Genomic DNA, 14,823 nt, shown 5'->3' on the forward strand with positions numbered 1-14,823 from the left:
CGATCCTTTGACGTGGGCAGCGTCGCTCGGCTCCAACCTGCCATGCCCGCCAACGCACAAGCGCAGACAGCAACAATGAGTAAAGCGCTTGCGAAGAAATAGAGGCGCGATGTTAGGCCATGCATGACCAGGCTCTCTCGACGCGACTTCCGTTGCCTCCGCCCGCGCGCAGTTGGGGCAATCATGCCGACTGGCCGAATAAGGGCAACCGGTCCAAATTGACTAGTTCGTTCGAAGATCGCTTAAGGTGGCAACCGGCTCACCTCAACAGCTCACCCATTGTCCGGCTGATGCGTCAACGTAATACGGCTAGTCGACATCGCTGTGAACTACTCACCATGTGTCGCTGTCATATCCGTGCGGGCACTTCTGCTTCAGCTGGCCTCGCCTACTCTAACCAACCGAATTCGGATCCAACGCTCGTCTCGTAACCGAGAGCAGGTACGGGGCGGCTGATCCGCACTTGGCCGACGGAATGGTTCGTGTTGTTCGGGGCGGGCTGCGATGTGCGAGGTAGCATGCCGATTGCCGTTCAGACGGGCGGGAGGGCAAGCCTTCATTCGCCAAGATCGCTTGAGCCCGACTTTTCGCGGCGTGCTTTTTGTATCCAGGGATTGTTATGCGATGTGGTGACAATCGAGGAGGTCACGCAAAAGGTTGCTGCGTCCATCAAGGCGGCCCGCAGTTGCAACATCGTCACGCCCAATGCGAACTTTCTGCGACTGGCACGGTCCGATCCGGACTTTAGAGATGCTGTGCTCGCCAGCGATCTTTCGATGATCGATGGAATGCCTCTTGTCTGGTTTGCACGCGCTCTCGGCATCTCCGTTCCCGATCGCGCATGCGGATCGGACCTGTTCGATTCATTGATGCGCCAAACCGACGAGCGATTTAACGCGTTCTTCCTTGGTGCAACCCATGACATCGGTCAGCGAGTTCGCCGGCGACTTAATGAGGGCACCTCTGGCGTACGTTGCGCCGGCGTTTACGCGCCCGGGTTCGGCTCCGTTGAATCAATGAGCGATCAGGGAATTCTCGACGTCATCAATGGAGCCGGTGCTGACTTACTGATCATCAGTATTGGAGCTCGGAAGGGCCTCCTATGGACCAGTCGTAACGAGGGTTCGCTTGCGCCGCCGATCATCTGCAACCTGGGCGCCACGGTCAATTTTGTCGCTGGAAGTATCACGCGTGCACCCATCTTCTTTAGGAAGCATGGCCTCGAATGGCTATGGCGGGTGAAGGAAGAACCGGCTCTTTGGACACGGTATGCTCAAGACCTCATGGTCCTGACCTCGGTGCTATTTGGTCACATTTTGCCTTGCCTCGCCGAATACCGCCTGCACAAACCCTCACCCGCACAACTCTCGGCCGCCTGCTTGCGACGTCGTCAACGAGACGCGACCTATACTATCGAGTTTATCGGCGCCTGGACCAACGACAACATCGCCCCGGTTCGCGAGGCTCTGTCGGAGGCTACACGAACGCGAGGCAATCTCGAGATTGATCTGGATGGCGTGACGTATGCCGACGCCGGCTTCCTCGGACAGATTCTCCTCGCATATGGATATCAACGACGAATGCGTGCAGGCTTCGTGCTTCGTGCATCCAATAAACCAATCCAAAGAATTCTGCGTCTGCATGGTTGCGGCTACCTGCTTCATGCCGGCGACCGCCAGATTGAACTTCGACAAACCGCGCGCCGGCTGCACCCGGCAGGTAAGCCAGCCGTCCGAAGGCTTTGGCAGTCGACTTTAGACGCCTGTGGCGCAGCCTGGATCAATCCTCACCGTCACTGAGATGTGGTCGTGCTTGCTGTAATTGTGACCTATACTCTTGGCTTTGCTGCCGCCGCTTTGGCTCTTGCCACTATCGCGTTCGCGATCCAGGCAGCCGCTGGGCTCTTCCCGCGCGACCCTTCATACGTTCTGTCGTCGCGCCGCCCGACGATCGCGGTATTGATCCCAGCGCACAACGAAGAGCAGGATATCGAAGCAACTCTTCTTCGGATCAAGATGCATTTGACGCGGAACGATCGCCTCCTGGTCGTGGCCGACAATTGTACCGATGCCACGGCGGCAATCGCTGCAGCTGCCGGTGCCGAGGTTCTGGTTCGAGACGAGCCATGGTGCTGTGGCAAGGGCTTTGCCCTCGCCGCCGGTCTTCGCTACTTGAACGCAAGCCCCCCCGAAGTCATCGTATTCATCGATGCGGACTGCGAGATCAGCCCTCATGGCGTTGAGGTGCTGGCCCGAGCATGTGCCGCCGCAGACGCCCCGCTGCAATGCCTGGACTTCATGATTCCGAACCCTGACAGACCCGCTCCACCGCGCTTGGCGGAGTTCGCATGGCGCGTCAGGAACGATCTCCGGCCGCGCGGTTATGCACGGCTTGGCCTGCCTTACCATCTGCTCGGAACGGGCATGGCCCTGCCCTGGCGCATGGCAGAGCCCGAGCTTCTCGCAACCGGGCATCTGACTGAGGACAAGTATTTCGGACTGGAACTCGCGATAAAGGGATACGCTCCTCGGTTCTTCCCAGGAGTCCGCGTGACAAGCTACTTTCCCGACGCGCAACGCGCTCACGACCAGCAAAAGCAGCGCTGGATGCACGGGCATTTTGGGCTCATGAACAGCCACTTGCCGCGACTGGTGTATCACGGCCTACGGCGGCGGGATATCGGCTTGTTGGCACTTGCTGCCGATCTCGCCGTTCCACCTCTCGGCCTGCTTGCTGTCGCCAACGTGGCTCTCGCAGTGCTGTGCTTCAGCTGCATGATTGGTATCGGATCGACTGTTCCGCTTGGTCTTGCAGCCGTCGACATGGTCCTTTTCTCGTTTCCTCTCGCAATAGCGTGGTGCCTCTGCGGACGCGATCTCATCGGCATGGAGGAAATCAAGCAAGTGCCACGGCACGTCGTGATGGTGCTTCGCTCTGCCGTGGATTTGGCCTGCGGTCACAAGACCAAGTGGCTCAGGGCTGATCGGTCGCAGACGACTGTTCGAGATACACACTATACTCATCGATAGTTGGATCGGTGGTCTCTCAGGCCTGTCGAGCGTGGGTTTGACCTAACCCAAAAAGGGTCTGTCCAAACGACGTAGTTCTGATCAAGCGCTTCAGAAATCGTTTTGGATCGTAGCGAGGCACGCATTCCCCGAGCAGGACTGCTCGAGCATCGCCATACTGGCCGCTGTCAAGCAACTGGCGCGCATACTCAAGCATGAGGAAATTCGCATAACGTTTGCCGCTTTCGGCCAATCGAGGATCCAACTCGTCGCTTGCTATCAAGTCGTGCAGCCTCCGAACCGGGAACGGCCGCACGACCGTGCCTGCCGTACTGCAGCGCGTATGCGAGCGAGCGTCGTTGTAGGTCGCCGTAAGCTTGGCGGTGTAGAAAAAGGCACCTTGGCACGCAAGCCTGCACCACATATCGATATCTTCGCCCGTTGAGATTCCCTCAGCGAACAGCCCGGCCGCAACCAACTCGTCCTTGAGAGCGATGATCGAGCTAGAGCTGATCGGATAGCCACCGCTGCGGAGCGCGAAGGAGAAGTAATTCTCTACTCTCTGGGCCGCGAGGCTCGGATGAATCAATGGGCAGCTGGCGTGACTTTGGAGCCGAACATTGCTGAAAGCGGCAATCGCATCGCTGCCATCAATTGCCTTCAACAGGGTGGCAAGATGGTCGCATGACCACACATCGTCGGCATCAAGAAATGCGATCCACTTCCCGCGCGCGGCAGTCATTCCACGGTTTCGGGCTGCGGAAACCCCCGCATTCTCCTGCGCGATGAGAAATAGGCCCTCGAGGCCCGCGTTGTGAACCAGCTTGGCACCATCATCCGTCGATCCGTCGTCGACAACTATGATCTCAAAAGCGACATCTAGCTGACTCGCCGCCGAAGCGACCGTCCTCAAGATGAAGTCAGCCTTGTTGTACAAAGGAATTACGATGGATACCAACGGCGTCTGCCGTGTCATCACCGACCCCACATGCCTCTACGTTCAAGCCTGCAACGAAAGCACCGCCTAGGCCACGTCGAATAACCCATGGTACATTAGGGCATGCCGTTGCCAGAACAAGCAGCGATGTCCTCCTCACGTCGCACTAGTTCTCAGGGACAAATTGCGCCGCGCGACGACCGGCCGCTCAGATCCTTCTACGTTTTTATGTACGCGAACAGGCGTCAGCCTTTCGAATACCTCAGGCGCGCACACCTCAGCCGTGACGGCGGAGATGCTTGGATCGCTCCCGGACCTTGGGGAGTTCGCTGCCAAGGTAACCGTCCGGATTCTGCAATTGCCAACGCCAATGGTCCGCGCACATCTGTTCCAACGATCGGATCGACTTCCAGCCCAAAGCCTCCATCGCAAAGGTCGGGTCGGCATAGCAGGCGGCGACATCGCCAGCCCGACGCTCCTTGACTTCATAGGGAACTGAACGCCCGCTCGCTGCTTCAAATGTACGAACGATGTCCAGAACGCTGCTGCCGTTCCCCGTGCCAAGATTGACCGTGAGCACACCAGGCTGTCTCAGGTGGCGCAAGGCGCTCAAATGCCCGGATGCGAGATCGACCACATGAATGAAGTCGCGGACTCCGGTGCCATCAGGCGTGTCATAGTCGTTTCCCCAGATCTGCAGCTTCTCCCTCCGTCCAATCGCCACCTGCGCCACAAACGGGAGCGGGTTGTTGGGAAGGCCCAGCGGGGCTTCTCCGACCAGCCCGCTTTCGTGTGCGCCAACCGGATTGAAGTAGCGCAGATTGGCGATCCGCCAATCGTCGTCGGACCCGCAGAGATCCTTCAGCATCTCTTCGATAACGAGCTTTGTGCGGCCATACGGATTGGTCGGACAGAGGGGATGCTTCTCGTCGAGCGGCAAGTATTTAGGTATCCCGTAAACGGTCGCGGACGAACTGAAGACGAGCGTCTTTACATTCGCCCTCTTCATTGCCGACACCAGCCGCATCGTTCCCAAAACGTTGGTCTCGTAATAGCTCAGGGGCCGTACGTTGGAATCGCCGACGGCCTTCAATCCTGCAAGGTGAATGACCGCGGTCACTCCGCAGGAGCGAAGGACATCGCAAATCACTTCTTCATGGCGGATATCGGCGTGCCGAAAGACGAGCGAACGCCCACAGATAGACTGCACCCGCTCGAGCGAGGCCTTGTTGCTGTTGGAGAGGTTGTCGAGCACGACGACGTCGAGCCCGGCGTCCAGCAATGCGATACAGACGTGGGCCCCGATGTAACCGGCACCTCCAGTCACCAAGACCGTCTCGGACAGCTTCGGCATTCGCTCAACCGGCCTCCGTGCAATGCGACACCACGTTACTTGCAAGTCGCGCCCACGGGGCGTGGAGATTTTGGGCTTTATGAGCTACTTCTGATGGACTGCACGGGGTGAGTCCGCCCGAGATCTCCAAGCATCCGCTCGACATCAAGCTTCGAGCAGCCGTAAGGATAGATTGGATGTTGTGGATGATCCGTCTGGATCGGAAGTCGATCGGTCACGCAATGGTGGCAACTCGACGAGAACACCAGCGGCGGGGCGACACGACTTAAGATCGTTTGGCGCAGGCTGCGTAACCTTAGTGCGCTGTTAGGCCAGGCTTGGCAGTCCGAAAGGACTAGTTCGTTTGATTGGAACAATCTGCCCCATCTCACTTTATTCGTGGTCTTTGAACGAATTTAAGTGCTTTTAACTTAAGTTATTTGTGCCGCTCTAGCAACAGCCGACTGTGCCAGAGTCATTTTGGCAGAAGGAATTTATAGCGACGGCAGCAATCAGCAGTAGGAAGGCCGCGCGCATTCGTAGCTGGAAAGCTTGGTGAAAGACCGGTGACTAACCAGGTACCGAATATGTCGAGTGAGCCGATTGTTCCTACCTTTATTCTCCAGAGCGACGGCCTCTTCCGCGAGGGCCTCCGGCTCATCCTATCGAGGACTCGTTTTCGACCACAAGGATGCGAAGTAGAACTGAACGATCTTGCCGAAATCCCGTCCGACGGGCCGCTTCTGTTCATTGTCGGCGTTGGGCACAGGCACGATTCTCTCTGCAGAAGAATTCGAGCTCAGTATCCGTCCGCCCTTATTGTGGCTGTTGGCGACGAAAATAGCTCGGAGTGCTTATCTGATGCGCTCGACGATGGTGCAAATGGTGCGCTGTTCAATTCGATCACACCAAGCGGGCTCGTGGGCGCGCTGCACGCGGTCGTCAGCGGGGTTCTTATCGTCGTCGACGCCCGTCTCGCGTCCCTGGATCTCCGGCCCAAGTCTGAAGAGCCAAGAACGGCTTCTGTCCAAAACGACATGCACGGTCACAATGATATCCACAATGACGCGCCGCTGCATGCTCAAAATGGAACGGATCCCGGCAAGCTGTTTTCAGCGCGGGAAGTTGCAATCCTCGCGCGGATTGTTCGGGGAGATTCTAACAAACACGTTGCACGATTGTTCAGAATTGCCGAACCGACGGTCAAGGCGCATGTGAAGACTATCTTTCGGAAGATTGGAGCGAGCAATCGCACTCAGGCAGCGTTCTGGGCGCTTAATCACCGAATTTTCGACAGCCTGGACGGTTTGCCAAGTGATGTTTCCGACTTGCTCTCGCCGGATGGCAACAATCCCGTTCAGCGTCGCGCCTGTTGAACCGTAAGCTGATGAATTATAGGAACGGACTGAACCGTGGTCCGAGCGAGGATTCGAGGGAGGCTACCGCTCTCTTCCTTTCCCCTCCTGAAGGCACGAGCGAAGCGCTAGAACGGAATATCCGACATTACGGGCCGGAACCGGCCGTGAACGGCCGGGGCGGATTTGATGCCGGCGCGGCCGTTCGGGCCCTTGCATCCCCTCACCCGCCACGAACAGTCCCGGGCCGACTCCGACGGACCGCATGAATCAAGCACTAAAGATACGGCGAATGGTGCATCGTGAGGCCAAGCGCATCGGCTCCTGACACGCTACGGCCACCAGGACGGTTTCCGCTGATCACCGAGGCGACCCGACTGCTGCGATTTCGGACGGTCCTCTTGTTCGATGGCTTCCGTCAGCTTCAACCAGTCGGCCGCGATGTCCAGCCATGCAGCTTCATCGAACTCCCTTCGGACGTTCTCCGCATTTATGCGGCATTGCTCCGCTCTTTCGCGGCATATCTCAGGCGAGGGTTTGCGCCCAATAAGCACGCTAGCTCGGCGGCTTCAGGCCAAGCGATTTTAGCCCCTCCGCGACGTGGAGAGCTGTTTCATCCTGACGAGCTTTCCGTAGCACCTCGTCTGAGTTGGTTAATGGAGCTGGTCGCCACGCGCGATCCGAGCAAGACGATCAAGACCTATGAAGCGAAGGTGTTTACGCTTGCGACCAAAGAACTCTACCAAGTCCAAGCAAAATGGATGGGGCCGCGCAAAAGTCGCGTCGGGTGATCTTCCTCCTACGCGGCGATGTCGAATGACGCAATCAAGGCACGCACGTCGTTTGCCAGATCACGGTAGTGTTGACCTGCACGCAGATACAGCTCGCGTTTACTTCCCTGCACTCGTTTGGCGATCAACTCGCATTCGGCAGCGAGGCTTTCAAAACGTTCCAGCTTAGCTTGGAAACCGATCATTGGACGCCCCTACTCTTTACAAAAAGGAAGGCGAAGATATTTGCCGGATTAGTTCATGGCGATCATTGTTATCGAATATAATCATGCCGGTCCAAACTTGCCGCGGCGTTCGATTTACGACGCAGACGAAAAGGCCGCAACGGCTGGCGCTAACGAAAGGAGATGATGTCGGTCAGTTTCGCTGTCCTGTTGGCATGACCAAGCAAATCATCCAGGGCGGCCCAGAAACGAAGTCGGGCCGCGCAATAGCAACAGCCCGACCCACCGTGTGCTTAACGCGATCTGGATCAATAGCCCGTCGTTACGCAGTGAAGAGGAATCTTGAAAGAAACTAGGCTAATCGCAGACGCGATATCTGCGATGTCCTCTATAGGCATAATAGCAGTCACTACTCGAGTAGTAGCTGGAGCGCGCGCCGCCATAGGCGTATCCGGCGTAAGCGCCGGCCGCGTATGCGCCGGCATATGATGCCGCACGCGCGCCATATCCATATCCGTGCGCTCCACCATAGCGATAGGCGCCGGCACTGCCGATGTTGACTGCCATCGTCCGCGGTGCGTTCAAGACTGTCGGCCCGCCGCCGACATCTCGCGCGGCGAGATCCGCGCGCGGCCCAGCTGCCGGACCGAGCCGGGGGCCCGGGCCTGCGACAGGGCCGGGCTGAGGGGGACCTGCAAATGTTGGCGGATTCGCGGGCGCCATCGGAGGCGGCCCGGGCGGTGCCATCGGTGGCGGCGGCGGAAATTGCGCAAACGCAGTAGTGGGGACGAGCGGACTCGCTGCGACAGTCACAGCGACCGCAAAGGTTGATAGCGTCTTCGAAAGCATCGTCGTCTCCGTGCTAGATCTGGACCTCGAGCTCAGGCTCAGGTGCGTGGTGAGTGGCGGTCTGTTCGGCAGGCGCTTCCTGCGCATCAGCTTCGGGTTCATGGGCAGGCGATCCACTTGCACGGTCAGGACGGATTCTGAACCACGCCACATAGAGCGCCGGCAGAAACAGGAGCGTCAGGAGCGTGCCGACGATGATGCCGCCCATCATGGCATAGGCCATCGGGCCCCAGAAAATCTCGTGCGCGATTGGAATGAGCGCCAGACTTGCGGCGGCGGCCGTGAGCAGGATCGGCCGCATGCGGTGCTCGGTTGCTTCCACGACCGCATCCCAGGCCGGCCTCCCCTCCTTCTTTAGATCCTCGATCTGCACGATCAGGATCACGGAGTTTCGGACCAGGATGCCAATGAGGGCGAGCACGCCGAGGATCGCAACGAAGCCCAGCGGCGACCCGCTCGGCAGCATGGCCATGACGACGCCGATCAGGGCGAGCGGCGCGACCGCGAACACCAGGAACAGGCGCGAAAAGCTCTGCAGCTGCACCATCAGCACGGTCGCCATGACGAACAGCATCAGCGGAACGACGGCGATGATCGGCCCTTGGCTCTTTGCACTCTCCTCCACCGAGCCGCCGATCTTGATCGCGTAGCCCGCGGGCAGCTGCTTTGCAAATTCCGCTACTTTCGGCGCCAGCTGGTCGACGACCGTTTTCGGCTGAACGTTGCTGACGACGGCGGCCTTCAGCGTGATCGTCGGAATCCGCGCGCGGCGCCAGATCGCGGGCTGCTCCAGCTCGTAGCGCAGATTGGCGACGGCCCCCAGCGGCACCGATTGGCCGCCGAGCCCGGTCATCTGCAGGTCGCGCAGCGTGTCGATCGAGGCGCGTTCCGGCGCGGTCGCTCGTCCCGTGACATTGACGAGATAGATGCTGTCACGTACCTGCGTGATCGGCGAGCCCTGGAGCACCGAGTTCAGGGTGGTGGCGATGTCTTCCGAGGTCACGCCGAGCTGGCGCGCCTTGTCCTGGAGCACATCGACCTTGACGACGCGCGCCGGCTCCATCCAGTCGAACACCACGTTGCCGAGGTCAGGACTGCTGCGAATGACGCCTGCAAGCTTCTGCGAGAGGTCGCGGACCCCAGCGATGTCGGGGCCGCTCAGGCGGTATTGCACCGGACGTCCCACGGGAGGGCCGACCTCGAGCAGCTTGACGTAGGTGTCGGTGCCCGGGAACGTCGTCCTCAGATAGTCCTCGAACTGCGACTTGAGACGGTCGCGCGCGGCGATGCCGCCTTTGGTCACGATCACCTGCTGGCCGAACCAGGTGTTGGCAGTCTGCAGGTCGAACGACAGCACGAAGCGCGGCGCACCGGTGCCGACAAAGGTGGACCAGTGCTCGACCGAAACATTGCCCTGCAGCTGCTCGCGCTCGAAGCGAGCCATCTGCGTATTGGTCTCCGTGATCGAAGCGTTCTGCGGCAGGTTCCAATCGATCACGAGCTCGGCACGGTCGGACGAGGGGAAGAACTGCTGTTGCACGAACTGCAACCCGAACAGGGCGAGAAAGAAAGCGCCAGCCGTCACGGCGACAGTGCTCCAGCGGTGATGCATACAGAATAGGAGCAGGCGCGCGAACATCTGCGCCAGGCGGCCCTTCTGCTCGTGATGTCCTTTCATCCTGGCCGGCAGGATGGTGACACCGAGAAGCGGCGTGAACAATACGGCCACGATCCAAGAGACGATCAGAGATACCGCGATCACCACAAACAAGGTGAAGGTGAACTCGCCGGCGTTGCTGCTGTTGAGCCCGATCGGGATGAAGCCGGCCACGGTGACAAGCGTTCCCGTCAGCATCGGAAATGCGGTCGACGTATAGACGTGGGTTGCCGCCTTTTCGAGGGGATCGCCGATCTCGAGCCGCGCCACCATCATCTCGACCGCGATCATGGCGTCGTCGACCAGCAGGCCAAGCGCGATGATCAGGGCCCCCAGCGAAATGCGTTGCAGCGAGATGCCGCAATAGGCCATCACGACGAAGGTGATCGCGAGCACGAGCGGAATAGCGATGGCGACCACGAGCCCCGCGCGCAAGCCCAGGCTCAGGAAGCTGATGCCGAGCACGATGATCACGGCCTCGAATAGCGCTTCGGTGAAGCCCGATACAGCATGTTCGACCACGACCGGCTGGTCGGCAACGAGGTGGACACCGACGCCGATCGGAAGGTCGGCGATGATCCTGGTCATCTCCTCCTTCAGCGCCTCGCCGAACTGGAGCAAATTGGCACCGGATTTCATGCCGATCGCGAGCGCGATGGCGGGCTGACCGTTGTATCGAAACAGGGTCGACGGCGGATCGGCGTAGCCGCGCGTGATGGTGGCAACATCGGTCAGCGGGAAGAAGCGATCATTGATGCGGAGATTGACTGCCTTAAGGCTGGCCTCCGACGTGAACTGACCATTTACGCGAACGCTGATCCGCTCCGGCCCCTCCTGGAACACGCCGGAGGGCGCAACCGCATTCTGGCCTTGGAGCGAATTCATGATGGCGTGGACATCGAGGCCGAGGGCTGCGATCTTGCGGGTAGAAAATTCGAGATAGATGACCTCGTCCTGTGCGCCGAGAATGTCGACCTTGCCGACATCGGGCACCGTCAGCACCTTGGCCCTTATGTCCTCGACCTGGTCGCGGAGCTGTCGCTGGCTCAAGCCGTCGCTGGTGAAGGCATAGACATTGCCGAAGACATCGCCGAAGCGATCGTTGAAGCCTGGCCCGATCACCCCTTGTGGAAAATCGCCCCTGATGTCCGCGATCATGTTGCGGACGCGCACCCAGGTCGGCTTGACGTCGGCCGCCTTGGTCGAATCGCGCAAGTAGACGAAGACGGTGGCCTGACCCGCGACCGTCACGCTCTTGGTGTAGTCGAGCGATTCCAGCTCCTCCAGCTTCTTCTCAATCCGGTCGGTAACCTGGCGCGTCATCTCCTCGGGCGAGGCGCCTGGCCACTGCGCCTGGATCACCATGGTCTTGATGGTGAAGTCAGGGTCCTCCTGTCGCCCAAGCTGGAGATAGGCAAACAGGCCGGCCGCCATGAAGGCGATCATGAAATACCAGACGAGCGAGCGATGGCCGAGCGCCCAGTCGGAGAGGTTGAACGACTTCATGGCTCTTGATCCTGTTCGAAGCGGACGTGCTGTCCCGGCTTGAGGCTGTGAATTCCGGCGGTGACGACGCGGGTGCCTGCAGCAAGCCCGCCGGTGACGCGGATGCCCGCCGGGTCGGCGACACCATCGATCTTCTGCAGAGAGACGGTGCCGGCGGACGGATCGACCACCCAGACGAAATCGACGCCATCCCTGGCGAGCACAGCTGATGCGGGCAGGCGCAAGTCCTTGCGCTGGTGCTTGCCGAGCTTTGCCATGACGGTCGCGCCGAGACGGAAGCTTTCGGGCGGATTGTCGAGCGCAATCCGGACGCGCCGCAGCCGTGTCACCGCATCGGCTTGCGGCGCGATTTCGCGAATCCTGCCTTCGACCTGAACGGCGGGAAGAAGCTGCAGACTGACGCTGAACGGAAGACCGGCTTCGAGGGGGACAGGGAGGTCTTCCCCGATATCGACGACCGCCTCCCGAATGTCCGGCCGCGCAACCGTCACCACGGTTTGACCGGGCGAGACCACCTGGCCGACTTCCGCGCCGACGGCGGTGACGACGCCGCCGAAGTCGGCCTTGATCTGGGCATAGCCGAGTTGCTCGATCGCCTTGGTCAGGTTCGCCTGCTCTTGCGCAACGCTTGCTTCGGCGCCGGCGCGGGCCTGCTCCGCATTGTCCAGCGACTGCCTCGTAGTCGCATCGCTCGTGATGAGCGTTCGTTGCCGCTCCTCCGTGGCCTTGGCCGTCGCAAGCTGCGCCTCGGCCTTCGCAAGCTGAGCTTTGGCCGCGCGAACGGCGAGATCGAGTGCGGCGGGGTCAATCGTCCCGATGATTTGTCCTTCGCTGACGATGTCGCCAACGTAGACCGGACGCGAAGTCAGCCGTCCGAGCACGCGAAAGCCAAGGTTGGTCTTGTAGCGCGGCTCGACGGCGCCGACGGCAACCGTGCTGTCACCGCTGTTCGGCCTGGCCACCATCGAGAGCACGGGGCGCATGGGCTCCGGCGCGTTCGTCTCCTGCTGACATCCGGTGAACAACGAGGCCGCCGCGAGCGTGCCAGCGATCATCATGACCTGTCGCTTCATGACTGACCTCCCTCTTCAGTGACTGACTGGCCGACGCTCAGAAGCTTGCCGCCGTCGACGACGACGCGCTCGCCGGGCTCGAGGCCTGCCTTGATCAGCACCTGACCGGCTTCATAAGCGCCGACCGTGACGGGCTTCAGCGACGCTGTCTGCGTTTTCGGGTCGACGGTCCAGACGGCAGGCTTCGTGCCCGCGGCCATCAGCGCGCTCCAAGGCAAGGTGATCTCCTTCTGAGCTGTCGCCTTCACCGTTCCCGCGACGGCGCTGCCCAGCGTCATCGCAGCCGGCGGGTTCTCGATGGACACTTTGACGCGGATCGTGGAGCTCTTCGCGTCGATGGCCGGTGAAATCTCTCTGACCTCACCCGCTGCTGCCACGCCGGGATCGGAGACCAGCGCGAGCATCACGCGGGGGCTGTCGGTCTGGCCAAAGAAGACGGATTCGTAGAGCTCGAAGATGGCATCCCGCTCCCCGTCCTGAGCAAGCGAGAACACGGGTTGGGCAGCCGGAACGACCTGGCCGACCTCGAGATTTCGTGCGGTAATGACACCATCGGCTTCAGCGCGCAGGACGGTATTGCCAAGCGCATCCCGCGAAGTGCCAAGCTGCGCCTTGGCCGCTTCCAGCACGCCCTCTGCGGTTCGTAAACCTTCCTGGGCCTGGTCGTAAACGGTCCGGGTGGTGAAGCCGCTTGCGATCAGCGCTTTCTGCCGCTCGAACGTTGCCTTCGCCACGCGCAGCTGGGCTTCGGCCGAGGCCACTGCCGCCGTCGCAGCATCGACATCGGCCTGTTGCTCGGCCGGATCGAGCCGGGCGAGGACGTCGCCCTTGTTGACGTGAGCACCAACGTCCACGGTGCGAGCGATCACCCGTCCGCTGACGCGGAAGGAAAGATCGGCACGGAAGCGCGCCTGGACTTCTCCTGTCAACGTGAGGGAGGCTTGCCGGTCGCGCGGCTGTACGATCGTGGTTCGGACCAGCGTGGCCCGTGTGGTCGTCTGCGCCGCGTGATCGTTGCAACCGGCCAGCGCAATGCTGACAAGCACGGCCGCTGCGACGCACTTCGCTGCATGTGGCGTTCGAAGAAGACGGATCGGATTGGGAGATCGGTTTGTCATGGCGCGTCCGTATGATGGGAAGGTGACAACAGCCCGCCAAGCGCATCGGCGGATTGGCGGGGGACGACCATTTCGCGTTCTTGTTGGCGCAGTAGTCCCGCAAAGGCATCTGTCTCAACGGGGGGCCCACGTTGATCGGCCTCTGCGCTTGCCGTGAGCACTGCTTCGTTCGAAGCGGTGGCTCTCGTGCGGCGCGGAGCCCTCATCTGGCGCGTTGCGATTGAACAGTTTGCGCCCCGTTCGCGCTCGGTCAGCGGGAACGAGAGGACAATCGAGGTGAATTCGGCGCCGAAACCCTGCTCGATCCGGCCGCCGAGCGCCCGCGCGATATCCCTGGCAATTCGCAACTCGCGGTCGGAAGTCTCCCGCGCGGGACGCGAGCCGTTGTCCAGGATCACGCAGTTCACCAGCGCACCGGTACGCGTCAGCTTGATCCTGATCTGCCCGGCCCGGGCGTCGAAACAGGCGTGTCTTGCCGCGTGCATCACGAGCTCATGGACGATCAGCCCCAGATGCCAACAGCGCTCCGGCTCAAGCGCGAGGGACTGGGTCGCGAATGCCAGCTGAATGTTCATCCGGTCCAGGAGTGCCCGGCGCGTGGCACAGCCCAGTTTGCGAATGTAGGTCGCGGCCTGGATCAGCGTTTCACCCGGAGGCATGGCCAACGCACGATGCAGATCGGCGTAGCCATGCAGCAGCTCGACGACATCGCTGAGCGCGCACTTGGCTTCCGCCCCCTCGACCCGGATGGCGGCGGCGGAGATCAGGTCGATGGCGAAGGCAACGCCGTTGGTGACCCTGCGATTCAGCTCGCGTAGCAGCACGCCCTCCTGCAAGCCGGACGGGGCTGGGCTCAAAACAGTCACGACATTCTCCTCATTGGGCTCGGACGATCGGGGTAGAAGGCTTCACCTGTGCGACCCCGATTGTTTGGGGGCGCTCGCCAAGCTCGGGAACGTGCAGCCTGACGCAATAATAAACTATACCGTATATTTTCTTTTTGTTGCCTTTCTTCGCGAGCCATGTCAAGTG

General features: G+C 60.6%; 11 protein-coding genes. 4 read left to right on the forward strand and 7 right to left on the reverse strand.

The genetic code is table 11. The annotated features are described in order from the left end of the window. Positions 1-518: 518 nt before the first annotated feature. Both N2603_RS32965 and N2603_RS32970 read left to right on the forward strand, forming a co-directional pair. Complete coding sequence (locus N2603_RS32965; protein WP_260385412.1) at positions 519-1,799, forward strand: WecB/TagA/CpsF family glycosyltransferase; 1,281 nt, start codon at positions 519-521, stop codon at positions 1,797-1,799. Between the two features lie 9 nt (positions 1,800-1,808). Continuing rightward, positions 1,809-3,029: a glycosyltransferase family 2 protein gene (locus N2603_RS32970; RefSeq protein ID WP_260385413.1), complete on the forward strand. Its 1,221-nt coding sequence runs from the start codon at positions 1,809-1,811 to the stop codon at positions 3,027-3,029. 16 nt (positions 3,030-3,045) lie between these two features. Here N2603_RS32970 and N2603_RS32975 read toward each other — a convergent pair whose 3' ends face one another. Both N2603_RS32975 and galE read right to left on the reverse strand, forming a co-directional pair. Continuing rightward, positions 3,046-3,984, reverse strand: a complete 939-nt coding sequence (locus N2603_RS32975) for a glycosyltransferase family 2 protein (protein WP_260385414.1) — start codon at positions 3,982-3,984, stop codon at positions 3,046-3,048. Between the two features lie 238 nt (positions 3,985-4,222). Then, positions 4,223-5,299: a UDP-glucose 4-epimerase GalE gene (galE, locus tag N2603_RS32980; protein WP_260385415.1), complete on the reverse strand. Its 1,077-nt coding sequence runs from the start codon at positions 5,297-5,299 to the stop codon at positions 4,223-4,225. 545 nt (positions 5,300-5,844) lie between these two features. On the opposite strand from galE, the gene N2603_RS32985 reads away from it, so the two are divergent. Both N2603_RS32985 and N2603_RS32990 read left to right on the forward strand, forming a co-directional pair. After that, the gene (locus N2603_RS32985) at positions 5,845-6,654 is read left to right on the forward strand and encodes a LuxR C-terminal-related transcriptional regulator (RefSeq protein ID WP_260385416.1); all 810 of its coding nucleotides are present in this window, start codon (positions 5,845-5,847) and stop codon (positions 6,652-6,654) included. Positions 6,655-7,034: 380 nt separating this feature from the next. After that, complete coding sequence (locus N2603_RS32990) at positions 7,035-7,424, forward strand: hypothetical protein (protein WP_260385417.1); 390 nt, start codon at positions 7,035-7,037, stop codon at positions 7,422-7,424. An 8-nt stretch (positions 7,425-7,432) separates the two neighbouring features. Here the strand turns inward: N2603_RS32990 and N2603_RS32995 are convergent, their stop codons facing one another. From N2603_RS32995 to N2603_RS33015, 5 genes are all read right to left on the reverse strand, one after another. Continuing rightward, positions 7,433-7,609, reverse strand: coding sequence for a hypothetical protein (locus tag N2603_RS32995; protein WP_018645227.1), 177 nt, complete (start codon positions 7,607-7,609; stop codon positions 7,433-7,435). Between the two features lie 841 nt (positions 7,610-8,450). After that, positions 8,451-11,600, reverse strand: a complete 3,150-nt coding sequence (locus tag N2603_RS33000) for an efflux RND transporter permease subunit (RefSeq protein WP_260385418.1) — start codon at positions 11,598-11,600, stop codon at positions 8,451-8,453. Then, positions 11,597-12,673 (reverse strand): efflux RND transporter periplasmic adaptor subunit, encoded by a 1,077-nt coding sequence (locus tag N2603_RS33005; protein WP_260385419.1) that lies wholly within the window; start codon positions 12,671-12,673, stop codon positions 11,597-11,599. Before N2603_RS33005 ends, N2603_RS33000 begins: the two co-directional genes overlap by 4 nt. Beyond that, positions 12,670-13,791 carry an efflux RND transporter periplasmic adaptor subunit gene (locus N2603_RS33010; RefSeq protein ID WP_260385420.1) on the reverse strand — a complete coding sequence of 374 codons (1,122 nt, stop codon included), beginning with the start codon at positions 13,789-13,791 and terminating at the stop codon, positions 12,670-12,672. Before N2603_RS33010 ends, N2603_RS33005 begins: the two co-directional genes overlap by 4 nt. Then, positions 13,788-14,657, reverse strand: a complete 870-nt coding sequence (locus N2603_RS33015; RefSeq protein ID WP_260385421.1) for an ATP-binding protein — start codon at positions 14,655-14,657, stop codon at positions 13,788-13,790. Before N2603_RS33015 ends, N2603_RS33010 begins: the two co-directional genes overlap by 4 nt. Positions 14,658-14,823 lie beyond the last annotated feature (166 nt).

The organism is Bradyrhizobium huanghuaihaiense (assembly GCF_025200885.1).
GTDB classification, from domain to species: Bacteria; Pseudomonadota; Alphaproteobacteria; order Rhizobiales; family Xanthobacteraceae; genus Bradyrhizobium; species Bradyrhizobium huanghuaihaiense.

Excerpts from the sequence above, each read along its gene's own strand:
- N2603_RS32965 (WP_260385412.1), top strand. The coding sequence starts at position 519 with ATGCCGATTGCCGTTCAGACGGGCGGGAGGGCAAGCCTTCATTCGCCA.
- N2603_RS32975 (WP_260385414.1), bottom strand. The coding sequence starts at position 3,984 with ATGACACGGCAGACGCCGTTGGTATCCATCGTAATTCCTTTGTACAAC.
- galE (WP_260385415.1), bottom strand. The coding sequence starts at position 5,299 with ATGCCGAAGCTGTCCGAGACGGTCTTGGTGACTGGAGGTGCCGGTTAC.
- N2603_RS32995 (WP_018645227.1), bottom strand. The coding sequence starts at position 7,609 with ATGATCGGTTTCCAAGCTAAGCTGGAACGTTTTGAAAGCCTCGCTGCC.
- N2603_RS33000 (WP_260385418.1), bottom strand. The coding sequence starts at position 11,600 with ATGAAGTCGTTCAACCTCTCCGACTGGGCGCTCGGCCATCGCTCGCTC.
- N2603_RS33005 (WP_260385419.1), bottom strand. The coding sequence starts at position 12,673 with ATGAAGCGACAGGTCATGATGATCGCTGGCACGCTCGCGGCGGCCTCG.
- N2603_RS33010 (WP_260385420.1), bottom strand. The coding sequence starts at position 13,791 with ATGACAAACCGATCTCCCAATCCGATCCGTCTTCTTCGAACGCCACAT.